Origin of the sequence: Streptomyces sp. NPDC091682, assembly GCF_044756625.1 — a bacterium.
Lineage (GTDB): Bacteria > Actinomycetota > Actinomycetes > Streptomycetales > Streptomycetaceae > Streptomyces.
Map to the genome: position 1 here is coordinate 585,228 of NZ_JBIVTH010000002.1, position 18,009 is coordinate 603,236.

At 69.2% G+C, this 18,009-nt stretch carries 14 protein-coding genes; 7 read left to right on the plus strand and 7 right to left on the minus strand.

Annotated elements, in window-relative coordinates; genetic code table 11:
• Window positions 1-3 precede the first annotated feature (3 nt).
• The 3 genes from ACIQK6_RS07125 to ACIQK6_RS07135 all read right to left on the minus strand — a co-directional run bounded on the left by ACIQK6_RS07125 (window position 4) and on the right by ACIQK6_RS07135 (window position 2,734).
• Complete coding sequence (locus ACIQK6_RS07125; protein ID WP_329096426.1) at window positions 4-1,521, minus strand: DEAD/DEAH box helicase; 1,518 nt, start codon at window positions 1,519-1,521, stop codon at window positions 4-6.
• A 323-nt stretch (window positions 1,522-1,844) separates the two neighbouring features.
• On the minus strand, window positions 1,845-2,048 hold the full coding sequence (locus ACIQK6_RS07130; protein WP_329096428.1) for a cold-shock protein: 204 nt from the start codon (window positions 2,046-2,048) through the stop codon (window positions 1,845-1,847).
• A gap of 335 nt (window positions 2,049-2,383) precedes the next feature.
• The gene (locus tag ACIQK6_RS07135; protein ID WP_329096430.1) at window positions 2,384-2,734 is read right to left on the minus strand and encodes a MerR family transcriptional regulator; all 351 of its coding nucleotides are present in this window, start codon (window positions 2,732-2,734) and stop codon (window positions 2,384-2,386) included.
• Window positions 2,735-3,495: 761 nt separating this feature from the next.
• Between ACIQK6_RS07135 and ACIQK6_RS07140 the strand changes: the two genes are divergently transcribed.
• From ACIQK6_RS07140 to ACIQK6_RS07150, 3 genes are all read left to right on the plus strand, one after another.
• Window positions 3,496-4,716 (plus strand): phospholipase D-like domain-containing protein, encoded by a 1,221-nt coding sequence (locus tag ACIQK6_RS07140; protein WP_329096432.1) that lies wholly within the window; start codon window positions 3,496-3,498, stop codon window positions 4,714-4,716.
• Between the two features lie 142 nt (window positions 4,717-4,858).
• On the plus strand, window positions 4,859-5,440 hold the full coding sequence (locus tag ACIQK6_RS07145) for a hypothetical protein (RefSeq protein WP_329096434.1): 582 nt from the start codon (window positions 4,859-4,861) through the stop codon (window positions 5,438-5,440).
• A gap of 345 nt (window positions 5,441-5,785) precedes the next feature.
• Window positions 5,786-6,049 carry a hypothetical protein gene (locus ACIQK6_RS07150; RefSeq protein WP_329096436.1) on the plus strand — a complete coding sequence of 88 codons (264 nt, stop codon included), beginning with the start codon at window positions 5,786-5,788 and terminating at the stop codon, window positions 6,047-6,049.
• A gap of 72 nt (window positions 6,050-6,121) precedes the next feature.
• On the opposite strand, the gene ACIQK6_RS07155 is transcribed toward ACIQK6_RS07150, so the two are convergent.
• Window positions 6,122-6,346, minus strand: coding sequence for a hypothetical protein (locus tag ACIQK6_RS07155; RefSeq protein ID WP_329096438.1), 225 nt, complete (start codon window positions 6,344-6,346; stop codon window positions 6,122-6,124).
• Between the two features lie 335 nt (window positions 6,347-6,681).
• On the opposite strand from ACIQK6_RS07155, the gene ACIQK6_RS07160 reads away from it, so the two are divergent.
• On the plus strand, window positions 6,682-9,042 hold the full coding sequence (locus ACIQK6_RS07160; protein ID WP_402694449.1) for an arylsulfatase: 2,361 nt from the start codon (window positions 6,682-6,684) through the stop codon (window positions 9,040-9,042).
• An 86-nt stretch (window positions 9,043-9,128) separates the two neighbouring features.
• Here ACIQK6_RS07160 and ACIQK6_RS07165 read toward each other — a convergent pair whose 3' ends face one another.
• Both ACIQK6_RS07165 and ACIQK6_RS07170 read right to left on the minus strand, forming a co-directional pair.
• A complete protein-coding gene (locus ACIQK6_RS07165; protein WP_402694450.1) occupies window positions 9,129-10,217 on the minus strand; it encodes a hypothetical protein in 1,089 nt (362 codons plus the stop codon).
• 258 nt (window positions 10,218-10,475) lie between these two features.
• Window positions 10,476-10,907: a cupin domain-containing protein gene (locus ACIQK6_RS07170; protein WP_329096443.1), complete on the minus strand. Its 432-nt coding sequence runs from the start codon at window positions 10,905-10,907 to the stop codon at window positions 10,476-10,478.
• A 166-nt stretch (window positions 10,908-11,073) separates the two neighbouring features.
• Between ACIQK6_RS07170 and ACIQK6_RS07175 the strand changes: the two genes are divergently transcribed.
• Window positions 11,074-11,343 carry an RBBP9/YdeN family alpha/beta hydrolase gene (locus ACIQK6_RS07175; protein ID WP_402694523.1) on the plus strand — a complete coding sequence of 90 codons (270 nt, stop codon included), beginning with the start codon at window positions 11,074-11,076 and terminating at the stop codon, window positions 11,341-11,343.
• A gap of 4 nt (window positions 11,344-11,347) precedes the next feature.
• Here the strand turns inward: ACIQK6_RS07175 and ACIQK6_RS07180 are convergent, their stop codons facing one another.
• A complete protein-coding gene (locus tag ACIQK6_RS07180; RefSeq protein ID WP_329107448.1) occupies window positions 11,348-14,182 on the minus strand; it encodes an AAA family ATPase in 2,835 nt (944 codons plus the stop codon).
• 632 nt (window positions 14,183-14,814) lie between these two features.
• On the opposite strand from ACIQK6_RS07180, the gene ACIQK6_RS07185 reads away from it, so the two are divergent.
• Window positions 14,815-16,665, plus strand: coding sequence for a ricin-type beta-trefoil lectin domain protein (locus tag ACIQK6_RS07185; RefSeq protein ID WP_329096445.1), 1,851 nt, complete (start codon window positions 14,815-14,817; stop codon window positions 16,663-16,665).
• A 315-nt stretch (window positions 16,666-16,980) separates the two neighbouring features.
• On the plus strand, window positions 16,981-17,979 hold the full coding sequence (locus ACIQK6_RS07190) for a hypothetical protein (RefSeq protein WP_329096447.1): 999 nt from the start codon (window positions 16,981-16,983) through the stop codon (window positions 17,977-17,979).
• Window positions 17,980-18,009: the final 30 nt, after the last annotated feature.

Here is an 18,009-nt window from a genome sequence, read left to right on the forward strand (position 1 = left end):
TTCTCAGGCCGCCGCCGCATCGAAGGCGGACCGGCGCACGTTCAGGCGCCGCGCCGCCGAAGCGGGACCGCGTCGGCTGCGGGAGGCCGCGCTGCGCTTGGGCCGCTCGGACACCGGCGCGGCGATGACGACCGGGATGCCGGAGGGGGCCTGGGCGCCGGTGATCCGGCTGAGGGCCTCTTCCCCGGAGCGGACCTGGGTGGTCTGCGGGGTGATCCCGGCGGCGGCCATGAGCCGGGCCATGTCGCGGCGCTGGTTCGGGGTGACCAGGGTGACGACGCTGCCGGACTCCCCGGCACGGGCGGTACGCCCGCCACGGTGCAGGTAATCCTTGTGGTCGGTGGGCGGATCCACGTTGACGACCAGGTCGAGGTTGTCGACGTGGATGCCGCGGGCGGCGACGTTCGTGGCGACGAGCACGCTGACGTGTCCGGTCTTGAACTGCGCCAGGGTGCGCGTGCGCTGCGGCTGCGACTTGCCGCCGTGCAGGGCGGCGGCCCGCACGCCGCTGTTCAGCAGGTGGCTGGTGAGCTGGTCCACGGCGTGCTTGGTGTCCAGGAACATGATGACGCGGCCGTCGCGTGCCGCGATCTCGGTGGTGGCGGCGTGCTTGTCACCGCCGTGCACGTGCAGCACGTGGTGCTCCATCGTCGTCACCGCGCCCGCGGACGGGTCGACGGAGTGGACGACCGGGTCGGTCAGGTAGCGGCGCACCAGCAGGTCGACGTTGCGGTCGAGGGTGGCGGAGAACAGCATCCGCTGGCCCTCGGGGCGCACCTGGTCGAGCAGGGCGGTGACCTGCGGCATGAAGCCCATGTCGGCCATTTGGTCGGCTTCGTCCAGGACGGTGATCGCGACCTGGTTCAGTCGGCAGTCCCCACGGTCGATGAGGTCCTTCAGCCTGCCCGGCGTGGCGACGACGACCTCGGCGCCGCCGCGCAGCGCGCCCGCCTGCCGCCCGATGGGCATCCCGCCGACGACCGTGGCCAGGCGGAGCTTGACCGAGCGGGCGTACGGGGTGAGGGCGTCGGTGACCTGCTGGGCCAGCTCACGGGTCGGTACGAGGACCAGTGCGAGCGGCTGCCGGGGCTCGGCGCGCTGACCGGCCGTACGGGCCAGCAGGGCCAGCCCGAAGGCCAGGGTCTTGCCGGACCCGGTCCGCCCGCGTCCGAGCACGTCGCGGCCCGCCAAGGAGTTCGGCAGGGTCGCGCCCTGGATCGGGAACGGTACGGTCAAGCCCTCCGCAGTGAGTGCGGCGAGCAGTTCCGCGGGCATGGCGAGGTCGGCGAAGGCCTCGACGGCGGGCAGGGCCGGGGTGATCGTCTTGGGCAGGGCGAATTCGCCCTGCACCGCGGCGGGCCGGCGGCCGTACCCGCCCGAGCGGCTCGGGCCACCGGAACGGCTCGGGGCGGAAGAACCGAAGCGGCCGCCGCGGCCCGAACCCGCGGCGGAACCTGAGGTGGGGCCGCCGGTGCGGCTGCGGGTGCGAGCGGAGCGGTTGTTCGTACGTACGGGGTTCATACAGAACCTTCCTCGATACGGCGCGCATCAAGGAATTCCGGGAGCCGAAGAACAGCGCGGGGAATCGCAAGAACGGGCCGAATGGAATGCGAAAGCGAAGCCGGCCGCAGGGAGTCCGTGCGGGCGCCGCTATGAAAATGGGTGGTGCCGGACGTGAAATCTCCGAGATCGACTCGGGTGCAGGTCCGTAGAGGTCCGCGTGCCGGAGAGGAATCTCCGGGTGGTGAGGGGCATCCCGCAGGTGGACCCACTGCGGGAGGTGCCTGCAGCTGGGGCCCGCACCCCGAAGGATGCGGGCCCCAGCTACGAAGTGCGCGTCAGCGTCAGGCAGGAACGATGTTCTCGGCCGTCGGACCCTTCTGGCCCTGCGCGATGTCGAAGGTGACCTTCTGGCCTTCAGCCAGCTCGCGGAAGCCCTGGGCGGCGATGTTCGAGAAGTGGGCGAACACGTCGGCGCCGCCACCGTCCTGCTCGATGAAGCCGAAACCCTTTGCCGCGTTGAACCACTTCACGATGCCAGATGCCATGTCAGATCTCCTTTGGGGCAGTACAGCGGAATCCGCATTGCACGGACACCGTGTCGCCGCGATGATGCCCCGCCGGGAAATGACCCGGAAATACGAAGCACTCCCATGGGGCACGGAGACCGGCTGGAGGCACTTGAAGTTTTGGGAACCACGACTGCAACTGAGATCGACAATAGCATGCCGTAGCGGTCTGCGTACGAATAACAATTCACCGTGATCGCCGCGCTAAAAACCCTCTCCGCATGGACCGCTAAATCCTTGCATCGCGGTGACAGATATTGGCAGCCCAGGCGCAACGCTTTTTGAACAAAGGGATACCGGCGGGCTCGCCCGCCTCAGACCGCGGTCGGCGGGCCGGACGGCGCGGCGGCGCGGCGGTACTCGGCATTGAGGCGCTGGGCTTCCTCGAGCTGGTCCTCGAGGATGACGATGCGGCAGGCGGCCTCGACGGGGGTTCCCTGATCGACGAGTTCCCGGGCTCGGGCCGCGATGCGCAGCTGGTAGCGGGAGTAGCGGCGGTGGCCGCCCTCGGAGCGGAGCGGCGTGATCAGGCGGGCTTCGCCGATGGCACGGAGGAAGCCCGGCGTGGTGCCGAGCATCTCTGCGGCACGGCCCATGGTGTAGGCGGGGTAGTCGTCGTCGTCCAGGTGGCCGCCGAGCGAGCCCGTCGGATTCTCTGCTGTCATTGCACCTCTCTCTGAAACACATGGAGGGGCCCTGGTGCCGTACGGCACCAGGGCCCCGAGGGAACTTCTACACCATCTGCCGGCACCAGTTCCGAGCCGGCCTTCTGTTTCCGCATGCCCGACTTGAACGATGTCGGGGGTGCGGGGATCGCGGTTGCTTGACCGGAGACCACCTCACTGTCGATGTCCTGCGGTACCCGGGCTCAGGACTTCCGCCCGGGCGATCCTGATGGCGCGGTTCCTCCGTTCTTCCCTCGGTGATCAACCTGCTTGCTGCGTCAACTGCGGTACTGCTGATGGCGGCCCCTGATCACCGCGGGCCACCCGGTCCGGTCATCAGCCCCGTCGCCCTGCTGCAACAACCCTGGCTTCGGAGCTCCACCACCGCACCGTCCTACGAACTGCGTTTACGGGCACCGCGCCCGGCAGTTCATCTCTGCCGGGCCCTGCCGTCCCTCTGGGCTACGAGAGAAACCATAACCGGACCACCACCCAATGTCTACTCTGGCCAACATAGATTTTCGTGTGTTCTGCGGATAGGTAATCGACCTCGAACAGCAGCGGTGGCAGGCGGGAAGGACCACCGGGGCAGCGGGCAGCGGGCGCCGGCCGCAGGAGACCGCTCTGCGGCCCGCTCAGCGCCATGAGCGCGCGACGAGGGGAGATACACGCCCCTTCCCGGTCTGCGGCTGTGTACAGTCGGCTCGCCCCGGCGGTTGCCGGACGTCCGGGGCGGCGTCCCCGACCGGTCAGGTGGAGTCATGACGAGTGCAACCAGCGGGTCGCGACCGTCCGGCGGGACGGCCATCGCCCCAGCGCTGTCGGTGGCCGAGCGCAAGCAGCGGATGCGGCGCCGCATCGAGCGGCTGATCGGCATCGCCGCCACCGAAGGAAACGCGTTGCTCGCCCTGCGCAACGGGGACGAGATCTTCACGGCGATGCTGGACAGCGTCCGCGCCGCCGAACACACCGTCGACATGATGACGTTCGTGTACTGGCGGGGCGCGATAGCCCGACAGTTCGCCCAGGCGCTGGCGGACCGGGCCCGCGCGGGTGTGCGGGTGCGGCTGCTGCTGGACGGCTTCGGCAGCCGGCTCATCGAGCAGAACCTGCTCGATCTGATGGAGGACGCCGGGGTCGACGTCGCGTGGTTCCGCAAGCCCCTCTACCTCTCCCCGCTCAAGCAGAACCACCGCTGCCACCGCAAAGTGCTCGTCGTCGACGAACAGACGGCGTTCACCGGCGGAGTCGGCATCGCCGAGGAGTGGTGCGGCAACGCCCGCAACGAGAACGAGTGGCGCGACACCCACGTCCGGCTGCGCGGCCCCGCCGTGGACGGCGTCGCCGCCGCTTTCGCACAGAACTGGGCCGAGTGCCACGACACCCTCTTCGACGACCGGGACCGCTTCACCGAGCACGCGCCGCAGGGCGGGGCAGTGGTGCAGGTGGTCCGGGGATCGGCCAGTATCGGCTGGCAGGACATGCAGACCCTGATCCGGGTCGCCATCGAATCCGCCCAGCATCGCTTCCGCCTGTCCACCGCCTACTTCGCCCCGGACGCCTACTTCATCGAGCTGCTGTGTGCGGCAGCACGCCGGGGCATCGAGGTCGAGATACTCCTGCCCGGCCCCCACACCGACAAGCGCGTCTGCCGGCTGGCCGGCCAGAACTTCTACGCGGACCTCCTCGCCTGCGGGGTGAAGATCTTCGAGTACCAGCCGACGATGATGCACGCCAAGGTCATCACCGTCGACCAGGTCGCGGCACTCATCGGCTCCACCAATTTCAACCGTCGCTCCCTGGACCACGACGAAGAGGTCATGCTCGCGGTCCTTGACGAAGACTTCACCGCAACCCTGGACCGCCACTTCGACGAGGACGTGCAGGCCAGCGAGCCGATGGTTCCAGCGCGCTGGAACCGCCGCTCTGCGGCGCAACGCCTGCGCGAGATTGCGGTCACCCCCATCCGCCGGTTCCTGTGACTCCCGCACGGTGCCGGAAGGCGCCCACGCCCCGGCACTGCCCATAGCAGGAGCTGAAGTTCCACCCTGCCGCCGTCCAACGGGTTCATCCCTGATGGGGACGGTCGGTGTGGGAGATGACGGCGCCGGGTAGGGCGGGACCATGCCCGATATCCCCCTGGCCGAAGAGGCACTGCGAAGGGTGCTGGCCGTCGTCGACCGGACGGCGGAGCTGGCGACGGAGCTGGCCACCACGCTTCGGATGCGCCCGGACGACGCCGCGGTCCGCGCGGCGGCGATACCGCTCGGGGTCGATGTAGGGGCCTTCGGGCATGCGGATTTCGAAGCGGTGGCCCGTCATCTGGAACCGCTGGACCAGCTGATCGCGGCTGTCGCGCCGGACGCCGGTGGGATGCGGTGGCGCTACCTGGACGAATCCGTTCTGTTCCGCTGCGAGGCGGAAGTGGGTACGCCGTTCGACGAGTTCACCGCGCGCGTCGACATCAGCCGGGTGATCGGTCTGACCGGCGGCTACCTTGCAGGTCGTACGGAGGTCCTGGCGCGCGACGCGACCGGAAGGGCGATCCGGCAGCTCGAGCGCAGCATCAGCCGGGCCCCCGGGTGGATTCCCCGGCTACTCCGTCCAGGTCGCCGCGCGTACCTCCCGACAGGGCCCATGGGCCGCCTGGTGAACAGGAACAGGAAGCTCCACATCGCGGCGGACCGCTCGAACCCGGGATCCTGATCAGCGGCGAAACCGAGCTGTCGGATTTCGGGCTGGCGGGACGGATCCCGGGCAAGCCCGCGAACCCGCCCTTCCAAGACGACCCCCTGGGCAACCTCACGAGCCTGCGCGCCATGCCCGAACTCGGACCCAGCCGCCTCCATGTCGGCCACGGCACTCCGCTGGACCCCGAGCGCGTCCGCCGGTGGGCGCGGCGGGGGCAACGACGGCTGTCCCGCCTCGACTCCCGGGGGGCCTCCGAAGGCGTACCTAGAGCTGACCCACGTATGCTCGCCGTCATCACCATCGGCCCGTACCCGTCGGCTCTGGTCGTGGGGCGGGAGCTGAACTCCTTCCGGAGGCGGCATGACGGTCACCCTGCTCACCATCGCGATCGTCGTGGCCGCCCGGGTGATCAGGACCGCGGTCGCGGAGCTCCGCGTGCCCGGGAGCGGACGAAGGCAGTGGGCCTTCCTGACCGACCGACGCGCATGGGCGATCGGAACCGGCACGACCGCGGCGCTCGGCATCGTCGGCTGGGCCACAGCGGGCCCCACCGCTGCGGTCTGGGCGGTGGTCGCAGGTCTCCTCGTCGCCTCGCTCACCCGTGCCGGAGACGGGGATGAATGAAGGGCGGGCTCCGGGCGTAGTCGCGCGCACCGCATCGTCGCCCCGTGGGCGCATGGACGTCGCTCGCACTGCTCAATCGCTCCAGCTCGCCCGTCGTAGGGTCTCGGCGATCTCCGACGGGTCGGGGGTGGCGTCCGCGGGGTCGTCGGGCCACTGCCGGACGACGGCCTCGGCCCACTCCGCCCAGGTCGCGACGAGTCGGTAGTAGTCGGTAAGGAAGCGGCCGACGAGTGCGGTCTGGGCGGCCCTTTGCTGGAACGGGGCCCGGCCGGCGAGGTAGGCGTGCGCCCCCGCCACATTGCCCTGGTTCCGCTCTACGGCCAGGCCCGGGCGGCGTGAAGGGTGGCCAGGGTGTCGGCGCTGGTGCCGGAATCGGCGAAGAACACCTTCAGTAGCTAATTCCCAGCCCGCAACCGATCAGGAACGCGCATTTGCGGCCGATCAGTGCCCCGGGCGTCTCGCTCAGCAGCGGGCTCAGGTGGGAGCGCAGACGCCCGCGTGCTGGCCGGTGGCAGGGACCGGACGGCGCAGCCCGGTCGCCGGGGTGGCGGTGGCGTCCTAGCGTGGAGGAGTCCGGTCGCACCGCCGCACACACATCGCCAGTGGTCGTGCCGCTGGTGGGACGGAGACAGATGGCGCAGTCGTCGTGGCGTGAGTACCGGCCCGGGCAACGGTTCCCGGGGGTGATCGGCCGTACGGCCGAGGAGTCGACTCCGGCGTGGCCGCAACCGGTGCGCGCGGTTCCGGGTGCGCCGAACGTGCTGTTCATCGTGTTCGACGACGTCGGGTTCGGACAGTTCGGATGCTACGGAAGTCCGATCGAGACGCCGCATCTGGACGCGCTGGCCGCGGGCGGGCTGCTGTACAGCAACATGCACACCACCGCGCTGTGCTCGCCGTCGCGCTCCTGCATCATCACGGGCCGCAACCATCACGCGAACGGCATGGCGGCGATCACAGAGCTGGCCACCGGCTACCCGGGTTACGACGGGCAGATCCCGTTCGAGAACGGGTTCCTGTCGGAGATGCTGCTGCAGCACGGCTACAACACGTACATGGTCGGCAAGTGGCACCTGATGCCCTCGGAGCAGGAGTCGGCGGCCGGGCCGTACGACCGGTGGCCGCTGGGGCGGGGCTTCGAGCGGTTCTACGGATTCCTGGGCGGGGACACGAGCCAGTGGTATCCGGAACTCGTGTACGACAACCACCAGGTCGAGCCTCCGGCCACGCCGGAGGAGGGCTACCACCTGACGGAAGACCTGGTGGAACGGGCGATCTCGTTCATCGCCGACGCCAAGCAGGTCGCCCCGGATAAGCCGTTCTTCATGAACCTTTGCCCGGGTGCCGCGCATGCCCCGCACCATGTGCCGAAGGAGTGGGCCGACCGCTACCGGGGGCGCTTCGACGACGGCTGGGAGGCCTACCGCGAGCAGACCTTCGCCCGGCAGAAGCAGCTCGGTGTGGTGCCCGCCGACGCGCAGTTGTCCCCGCACGATCCGGACGTGCCGCCGTGGGAGTCGCTGACGGCGGACGCGCGGCGGGTGGCCGCGCGGATGATGGAGGTCTACGCGGGATTCCTCTCCCACACCGACCACCACCTCGGCCGGCTGATGGCCTTCCTGAAGGAGACCGGCGAGTTCGACAACACGCTGATCATGGTGGTCTCCGACAACGGAGCGAGCGCCGAGGGCGGGGCGACCGGCACCACCAACGAGCTGCAGTTCTTCAACAACGCGCCCGAGACGCTGGAGGAGAGCCTGGCGCGGATCGACGAGATCGGCGGCCCGACCACCTTCAACCACTACCCGTGGGGCTGGACCTCCGCAGGCAACACCCCGTTCCGGCGGTGGAAGCGGGAGACCTACCGCGGCGGCGTCAGCGACCCCTTCCTCGTCCACTGGCCCAGCGGCATCAAGGCCCGGGGCGAGATCCGCGGCCAGTTCGCGCACATCATCGACATGGTCCCCACCGTCCTGGACGTGCTCGGCATCGAGGCACCCGCCACCATCCGCGGTGTCACCCAGTCGCCCCTGCACGGGGTCAGCTTCGCCCACACCTTCGACGACGCCGGCGCCGCGAGCCTTCACCGCACCCAGTACTACGAGATGTTCGGGCACCGGGCGATCGACCACGACGGGTGGCGGGCGGTCTGCCCCTGGCCCGGCCCCTCCTTCGCCGAAGCCGGGCGGCCTTTCGGCGCCCCGATCACCATGGCGGACCTCGACGACCTCGATGCCCATCACTGGGAGCTCTACCGCATCGACGAGGACGTCGCCGAGACCCGGAACCTCGCTCAGGAGAACCGCACCAAACTCATCGAGATGATCTCCCTGTGGTACATGGAGGCCGGCAAGTACAACGTGATGCCGATCGACGGGAGCGCCTTCGAGCGCATGATGCAGGAACGCCCCCAGATCACTCGGACCCGCACCAGCTACACCCTCCGCCCCCACACCCAGGTCCTCCCCGCCGCGGTCGCCCCCCGGGTCCTGAACCGCCCGCACAGCGTCACCGCCGACGTCGAGATCCCACCCGACGGCGCGGAAGGCGTCCTCCTCAGCCAGGGCACCAACGCCGGCGGCTGGTCCTTCTACATCAAGGACGGCCACCTCCACTACGCCCACAACTACGTCCAACGGGCCCTGTACCACGTGGCGTCCAGCGAGAGCGTCCCCGAAGGGCGCCACGCCCTCCGCTTCGAGTTCGAGCCCACCGGCGCCCCGGACATCGCCCACGGCAAGGGCGCGCCCGGCCGGGCCCAGCTGTACATCGACGGCCGCCTCGTCGGCGACACCGAGATGCCGGTCACCACGCCGATCGCCTTCAACCCGGGCGGCATGGCCTGCGGCCACAACCCCGGATCAGCCGTCACCCCCGACTACCAGGCACCGTTCCGCTTCACCGGCACCCTGCACAGGGTCACCGTCGACCTGTCCGGCGACCTGATCGTCGACGCCGAGAGCGAGATCCGCATGTACATGGCCCGCCAGTAGGCGGGCCGCACCGTGGACCCACCGGTCGCCGCCGAGTCCATGCATGGCCGGGTTCCAGAGAGCCCGACCGACCGTTCCCTCCCCCGTCAGGGGCAGGCACCGGCGGGTTCATCGTGGACGAGGGCGCAGACCATCTGTGCGCCGCGCCGGTGATCCGGGTACTTCGCGAGCAGCTCGGCCTTGAAGTCGTTCCACTGGCGCGTGATCTCGGCGGTGGCGCCGGCCGTCGCGTGGTGGAAGTTGTCACCCGTCTTGGAGCGGGGCGATGCGGCGGTGTCCTTGGTCAGGGCACGGTTGTGGGTGACGCGCCCGTCACAGTCGGCGGGCTTGACACCGGTGGAATCGGTGTCGGTGTAGCAGCCGGTGGCGAGGTCCGCAGGGATACGCTCACGCGCGTCGCGGGTCCAGTCGGCGTCCTTCATGGCGCTGTAGCGACGGATGTCGAGGAACGGTGCGACGTCCGTACGCTCCAGGCCGGGTGGGTTGTCGAGGCCGACCGGGCCGGGCGCGGGCCGGTCGCTCCAGTTGGAGTGCGAATAGAAGTCCTCGATCTGGTGCAAACTGCGGCCGAGCTGTTCGAGGACGGCGCACTTGGCCCGCCCGGGCTTCCCGTCCCACGTGCAGTGCGAGGACAGGTCGCTCTGGTCGGCGCGCACCTTGCCGTCGGCGTCGACGAGGCCGTCGGCGGCCTCGACCGCGTTGCGCAAGCGGGTGACGGAGGTACGGATGCACGCGAGGAGCTCGGTGGTTGCCTCGTCCCGGGTGCGGGGGTAATCGGAGGCGTAGCGGGGCGCAAGGTAGTCGGCGTTGTCGCAGTGCAGGGGGCCGACGTCGAAGTACGGAGGGTGGTCGTTGGCGTTGATCGCCCCGGCGCGGGCGTCAGTCATCTCGGTCAGTGTGATGGGCTCCCAGGGCAGTGCGGCCCGGGTGATGTCCTCGTGATTGTCACCGGTGAAGCTGTGGGCGGGGCCGATCGGCACGAAGGCCAGAGCGGCCGTCAGGAGGGCTGCGAGAGCTGTGCAGGACGCTCGGGGCAGGCCGGGCGGCATCCGGCGTCCACGGATCCCGGAGCTCTCCTGGTCGGCACCCGTACGGGAGTCGCTCGACGGGGATCCCGGTCTGACGCTGGCGGAGGCCTTCGAACGCCTCTCCGGCCGCCGCGAGAGCACAACCATGCCTCCATGCTGCGCGTCCGTACCCAGCTCCGCATTCGTGGTCTCTTTCGTGGCCTGCAACGCGGCTCCTGGCCTCCGGCTCCGGCCTGGCACATCAGCGACCTTGAAGCCGCGTCCGCGCATCAGGGCGCTCTCCCCACAGCGCGTGATCAGGGGACTACGATCTGACCCGGGTCCGGTCCGAATGCCCTCGTCGTGGTGAGCTGCTCATCGACGACGAGTCGGCAGAACACGGACGCGGACGCGATACTTCGAGGCTCAGCCGGCCCCGACCGGCAGTGGGCCGACCCGGGACTCCAGCCAGGTCGGAAGATCCAGCAGCCGGACACCCTCTTGTTCTTCGGGGTCGGTGCGTGCGACCAGGCACACCACGTCCTCTGCTCCGGTATTTACGGGCATGTGGGGCGTGTCCGCCGGGATGTGGATGTAGTCTCCGGCGCGCAGCACGGCATGTTCGGCCAGGTCTTCTCCGTGCCAGACCTCGACCTGCCCGGACTGGATGAAAATGGCCGACTCGTGCCCCTCGTGCAGGTGAGGACGCCCCCGCGTCCCCGCGGGCATCACCAGCCGGTGCAGACACAACCGCTCCGCGCCCGCTGACTGGGCACTGATCCCCGCCCCGAACGTGCCGCCCTGAATGCCTTCATACGTGCCGGTCCGCACGACCGTGCACTGCTTCTGATCTGCCATGCGGGCAGTACACCAGGCAACCGACGGCGTACGAGCAGTTCCCGCCACCGCCCGTGGCGGCCCGCACCTCGACATCAGGTGCAGGCGAGTCGGCGCCGTTGGAGGCGAAGGGCGGCGCTCACCGGACAGTCGACCTTGACCAGGCGTTCCGCCACCACCTCCGGATCTGGCCCCGAACCGGCAGAACGTCCACCACCGCTATGTCCAGGCGCAGTGCCTGAAGCGCACCACCATCGTCTCGGCCAGTTCGAACGACCCACTGGGCACCGTCGAGCGAGTGGCCGAGCTGGCCCGGAACTGGGGCGGACGCCTCGTGGAACTCGGCGCTGTCGGCCACCTCAACCCCGCCTCCGGCCATGGCCCGTGGCCGAGGGCGGAGGAACTCCTCCGCGAGCTCGAACACAGCTGGTCCCCCGGCGCTCTGCCGACTGATTGACGATTCAGGGCTGCTGGTGTTCGGGCGGGCTGTTGCGGCGGATCACCTCGGTGGCCAGCTCTACCCGCGAGGTCAGGCCGAGCTTGCGCAGGATGTTGGAGACGTGGGTGCTGACGGTGCGGCGCGAGATGCACATGCGCGCGGCTGTTTCGGGGTTGGAGTGTCCGGCAGCGACGTGACCGGCGATGATGCGCTCGGTGGAGGTGAGCGCTTCCCATCCCAGGCGCGCGGTGTTGCGGGGGCCGCGGGTGCCGCGGCTCACGGAGACCGCGCGCAGGCGGGCGGTCGCACGTGCCGCGTCCCAGACCGCACCCAGGCCGGCGTAGATCGCCAGGGCTCGCTCGAGGTGGGCGCGGCCGTCGGAGGGTCGGCCGCGTATCGCGTGCAGCTCGGCGGCGTCGGTGAGGGCGTGCGCCTGGTTCAGCGGCCGTGTGGCTTCACGGTAGTGACGGGCCGCTTCCAGCAGCAGCTCCGGATCCTGTGCGATGAGCCCTTCGCACCGGCAGGCGTCCCCCAGATGGTAGGGAGCGCTGCTGTGCGCGGCACGCGAACGCGCCGCCTGCGCGTAGCGCCGTGCTGCCGGCGAGTCGCCCTGGTCAAGCGCGAGTCTGACCAGATCGGGCGTCAGGAAGCTGAGGATCAGCTGACCGGGCAGGTGCCCGATCCCGGTGTCGAAGCTGTGTGCCAGGCGGCGGAACGCGCGCTCGGGGTGCCCTTGCGCCTCGTCCAGCAGGGCCTGGGCACACAACAGGACGTACTCGTAGAACCAGGAGACCGTTCCGCTGTCTTGTGCCGCCGCAGCCCGGCTCATGTGGGTCTCGGCGTCGTCCCGCCGGCCTTGATGGACGGCTATTGCCCCCGCCAGCGCTCTCAACGCCCGGCTCATCGCGAAGTGGACGCCGGGGTCGAGGCCGGCGTCCACCTCTGCGATCGCGTCCTCCCACCGGCCGGCGTGGAACGCCAGCAGCGCACAGGACAGGTGGTACCACGGCAGGAACACGCCCCCGAGGTCCTCGGCGCTCGGGCGGACGCTCGCCAATGTGCGTTCCGCGTCCGGGGTCAGGTCCAGTTCCATGTAGCAGTTGGCCAGCGCGAGCTGCAGCCCGAGCCACTGCGCCGGGTGGATCGTCTCGGGTGTCAGACGCGACGCCTGACGGGCGAGCTCCAGTGCTTCAAGGCCAGGAGCCTCCAGGAAGTGCTTGGCGGCCAGCACGTGCAGGGCATAGGCCAGGGCCGTTGCGTCGCCCAGCTCGGCAGCCGCTCGCCGCGCAGCGGCAGCCACGGCTCCCGCTTCCGGTAGCCGCCCCAGGGCGAAGAGGCATACCGATGCAAAAGCTTGGAACCGGACCGCATCGAGTGTCGGCGCGCCCGCTGTTCCGCACGTCATACGGGTCTCTGCCAGAGCGACGTCGGGGCGGCCGCGCGCGAACGCGGCCTGCACGACGATCCAACGGAACAGATCTGCCAGACCGGAATCGGCAGGTCTGGCCAGAGCGATGCGGGCGCTTTCTTCGGCCTCGGTCAGAAGGCCTGATGACAGTTGTGCGACGACACGGTGCAGACGCAACTGCTCGTAGCGCGGGTCAGCGGGATCGGCGATCTCCAGCGCCGTACCCAGCAGCCGCAGGGCCAGACCGGGCGCGCGTGCGGTGAGCTGCGCTGCGGACCCGGCTATCCAGGGGACCAGGAACTCCCCGTCCGGGGGGCCGGCTTCCAGTAGATGTCCGGCGACCCGCTCGGGCGCCGCCCCGGCACGTGCCAGCGCCTGCGCGGCCCGGATGTGCAGCAGCGAGCGCACTGAACTCGGCACGGCGTCGTGCAGAGCTTGGCGTACCAGGTCATGGCGGAAGACGACACGTGGGCCGTCGGGAGTCAGGATTCCGGCCGCTTCGGCCTCGGCGACGCCGGCGAGCAGGACATGGGCCGGCGCCTCCAGTACTGCTGCCAGGTCGTGGAGCGTGCAGCCGGCTCCCAGCACAGACGCCGCGCGCAACACCTGCAAGACCTCGTCACGCAGGTACGCCAGCCGGTGAGTGATCAGCGTGTCGATCGAGGGAACGGGGCAATCGGCCGTGACCTCTGCGACGCCCCCGTGCATCGTGATCACCCCTTCCCGTTGAAGGGCCGCGATCAGCTCCCCTAGGTACAGCGGGTTGCCTCCCGCCCCCTCGCACAGCCGAAGCAATCGTGGGCCGGGTTCATGCCCGATCGTGTCGGCCACCAACAAGGGCACGGCCGAGGCGGCCAGCGGACCGAGCCGCAGCACCGTGCGATGGGTGCCGCGCAGCCCGCGGACGAGCACGTCGACCTCGACCACCCGGGGAACCGGGCGAAGCGCCCCGACGATCAGCAGCGGCAGCTGGGCCACCGATTGCACGAGCCGCTGCAGTACCAGCACACTGGCCCGATCGGCCCACTGGAGATCATCGAGGAAGAGCGCTACGGGCCCCTGCGCACAGATCTCCTCCGCCAGAACGCACATGGCCTCCACGGTGGCGAAGTCCGCGCCTCCCGGCGTGCCCGGCAGCCCGTACCGAGCGTGCCCCGAGAGGACCTCGGCGGCCCGCACCCGCAGCGGGTCCACAGGGCTGTCATCGATCCCCAGGCAGGCCGATATCAACGCGAACGGTCGATGCGCCTCCAGCTCCTGAGCCGATCCCCACAACGCCTGGAGGCCGGCCCCTTCGGCGTCTGCCGCCGCGCGCCGGAGCAGCCGTGTCTTGCCCGCCCCGGCCTCGCCGGCGATGAACGCGGCCTGCCCCGAGCCGTGTGCGGCGCGTACCGCCAAAGTGGTGAGGATCGCCGTTTCGGCATCGCGTCCGACGAGGCGAGGCCCCATGAATTGCACGGCCGTCTCTCCCGTAGTGATGCCACCTGCCTGCTGAACCAGGCAGCCTCGTGCCGGACCCGATCAGGGGTGCCGCGGTGTCGGGTCCAGAAGAGTCAGCTGCCCGACGAGAGGTCAATTCGGCCAAGGCAGCACCTCTGCGGGTCACACGCGCCGGGCTGCGACGCGTCGAGCTGACTCCACGACAGCAGACAATAGACGCAGCCCCGTTCCGATACGCACCGGGTGGCGCACTTTTGAGCTTCATAAGAGGCTTCGAAGGTCACACGGTCAATCCGGGGCGCCTTTCTCCGGCGTCGGCCTGCCACACCCGATCGCCCTGGCCCGAACGCCCGCCGACCCCGAGTATTCCTACGTCATGTGACGGATGTATCGGCAGCTGCGCGTTCCTACTTTGGCGGTGCTACGACGGCTCCCTCCTCGCAGGGCCGTCTGATCGAACGAATGGACCCTCACGCAGTGTGGCGATGTCCCGGGGCCGCTGCTGATCCCCCGGAGGCGGAGGCGCACCGTGCAGGGTGCCACGACGAAGGAGGAAGTGGCAGATGCAGAGCAGCGATGCCGTTCGGGCTCACGCGCCCAGAAGGCGGCGCCCCAGACCCCCGGTACCCGTCGGGGTCCTCGTGTCGACGATCTTCGCACTGGTTGCCGCCCTACTGGGGGCGGGGGCCCAGCAGGCGCAGGCGGCCGGCGAGACGTCCCACCAGTGCCGCTACGCCGGTGACGGCAAGAGCGCCGAGGACTGTGTCTTCATGCTCGCCAAGGACCAGCGGGCAATCGATGTGCCCTGGAGTTCGTCCGATTCCGGGGCGTGGCTGCAGGCCTACGACCGCAACGACGGCTCCAACCAGGTGTTCTCGTTGCAACCGCAGGGTGACGGAAGTTTCCAGATCAAGACGAGTTCCGGGTTGTGTCTGATGCCGGGTTGGTGGGACTCCACGTGGCGGATCCGACCGGTGGAGCAACAGCGGTGCGACGGCTCCCAGAAGTATCAGTACTGGTATTTCGAGCCGGGTCAGTTCAAAGGCTCGGGAACGAAGTTCATGATCCGCAACGTGGTCGACGACCAATGCGTGGACGTGGCGAGCAGCTGGCTCGCCGGCCACGCCGACTACCTGAACATGTGGCCGTGTCACGGCAAGGAGAACCAGTTGTGGGGCTCCCGCTTCGGCGGCGGGAAGGACTTCACCACTGACTGGGCCGCCAAGTACGCGCTGACCAAATGTGATGCCGCCGTCCTGGCGCATTCGGCCTACCCGTACTGCAGTTACAGCCAGACGCAGGCGGCGGTGACCGGCAACGATGCAGGGGTGGCCCTGTGCCTGCAGGCCCAGCACACCGACGCAGCGATCCCGTCGACCACCGTCGACTACAAGGTCACCAACAGCACCTCCACCATCACGACGGATTCCATCGCCAACGGCACGAAGGAAACCATCACCGTCAAGCTGGGTTCCTCCAGTGATTTCTGGCACGCCGACTTCGCGGTTGAGGCCTCCCAGCTGATCACCCATTCGGTACAGACCGGTACGACCAACACGGAGGAGAAGACCTACCACGCCGTGGTCCCCGCGGCACCTGCACACTCCACGACCTGGGTGAAGGCCTTCCCGGTCAGCAAGACCTACACCGGCCGGTTCGTCTTCGCCAAGGGCAGTTGGGACGAGTGGACCTACTCCACCGACGCCGAGATCACCGTCACCTACCCCGCCGGGTCGGGGGCCACCATGATGTACGACTCGGGTGTCGCTGAGGACAAGCTCGACGAGAACGGCCGATGGGTACGGCAGCCCGCCTGCATCAGTGACGGACCGACCCGGAGCATGACCACACCGGATCAGCCGGCGCCGGCTCCCGTCCAGCCGCCGCAAAAGCCGTCCACGGCCAGCAGCTTCCGCTCTGGCTTCGAGTCGAGCGACCCGGTACCGGCCTGGACCCACGCAGTCGACACGGCCGGTGGAGGCCTCCACAACGTGGACGGCCCTCAGGCAGGCATCCGCAGCGATGGAACAGCCCACACCGGCACCGGCGCACTGCTGTACTCCGGATCCACCCGGACCGGCTCAGGCCATGCCGACGCCTACATGAAGATCTACGACCTGAGCAGCAGCCCGCTGGCCATCGGTACCGCATGGCCTGACAGAAAGGCCCTCAGCTACTGGATCTACCCGCAGAGCCACGTCACCGCCACCGCGGTCGCCGACGGGTCGAGAAACAGCGCATGCGTCGCCGTGGACCTGGTGTTCACCGACGGCAGCACCCTGCGTGACAGCTGGTCATGGGACCAAAGGGGCCACCGGGCAACCCCCGTCGAACAGTGCACGGCCCTCACCCTCGACACCTGGAACTACGTCACGGTCAGCCTCGACGAAAAAGCGGGCAAGCAGATCAGCCGGATCTTGGTCGGCTACGACCAGCAGGACCCGGGCTCCGGCAGCTACCGCGGCTACATAGACGACATCGCGATCAGCTGAGACGACAGTCCGCGGAGCCGCACTCGCCGAGTGCGGCTCTGTGCACGACCGGTGCGTGCGACCGGATCCTGTCAATGATGGGGCCCGTTGAATCCAGATCCTCATCACTGCCGCCCCGGCCAAATCCGGTGCACCGCAGGAATGGTCATGCCGATCAGGTTTCGTGTGGAGCGTTCGCGGCGAAGTACTTCAACCATGGGCTTATCACCGGTTGCCGGTCATCCTGCTGTCGCTGTCTTCCGAGAGCCCCGAGGCGGGCGGCCCGTCCCGGTGTTGGGCCCACGGATCGATGCTGAGGCGAAACGGACCGCGCGCGTGCTGGCCGCGGTGTCGACCCATGCCGGACCTGTCGAGCGGACCCTCGCGCTACGGCAGGCCACCACGACTGCCGGTGAGTTGGTGGCCGCGCTGTCGGCGCTGGCTCCGGCCGCGGCCGGTGAGGAACTGCCGGCGGAGTCGACCAGTCAGTCCTACTTCCGGGTCCGCGAGGGAGAGCTGTCAGATCAGCAGGCCGCCCTGCACGGTGTCCTGGTCATCCACCGCGGTCTGGAAGACCTGTGTGACGCTCCGCTGTCAGGCTCCGACCTGGCGCTGGAGATGACCGGGATGCGGCAGTCGGTGCTCGATCTCACCGGCGCCACGCCAGGCGCAGACCATGACTCCGTCCCGCCGGTGGCCGTCCCCGAGGCCGGTGCGGAATCGTCGTTGGAACGTGTGTGGAGTGCGCGGTGGCTCATTGGTCACCAGGTCCACGTCCTGTTCAACGTGTGCGCTGCGGTCGCCGTGGCCGACGCCACCCGCCATCTGCGGCTCGGCGACGACGATGCGGCGCTGCTGCGGCTGGCCGACGCGACGGTGTACGTGCGCGGATTCCCGGCGGCCATGACCCACGCAAGTACGGTCCCGGCCGACTACTACATGGCGGCGATACGCCACACCATGGCGCCGCCGTCGGTGGACATCCCGTTGAGCGGGCGCCAACATCGCGGATACAAGCTGTTCCGGACGGCGATGAAGGACCTGCTGTCCGTGGTTCCCGACTCCTACGAGCAGTTGGCAGCTCGCGCCCCGGAGCTGGCCGAGGCACGGGGCGCGCTCCTGGAAGCCGACATCGTGGACGGTGAACGGCACGTCACCCTCGCGTACTCGATGGTACATCTGCGTCGTTCCATCGCTCAGAAACCCGAAGGCCCCGACAACGCCGTCGCCGAACTACGGCTCATGCGCCATCGCCGCGCAGCCCGGTACGCCTCGCTGATCCGCTTCGGGGACCACTACATCGCCGACGCCGTGGCCGGCCTGCGCCACTCGTGAGTCCGCCGCCCACACCTCCGGCAGGAGACA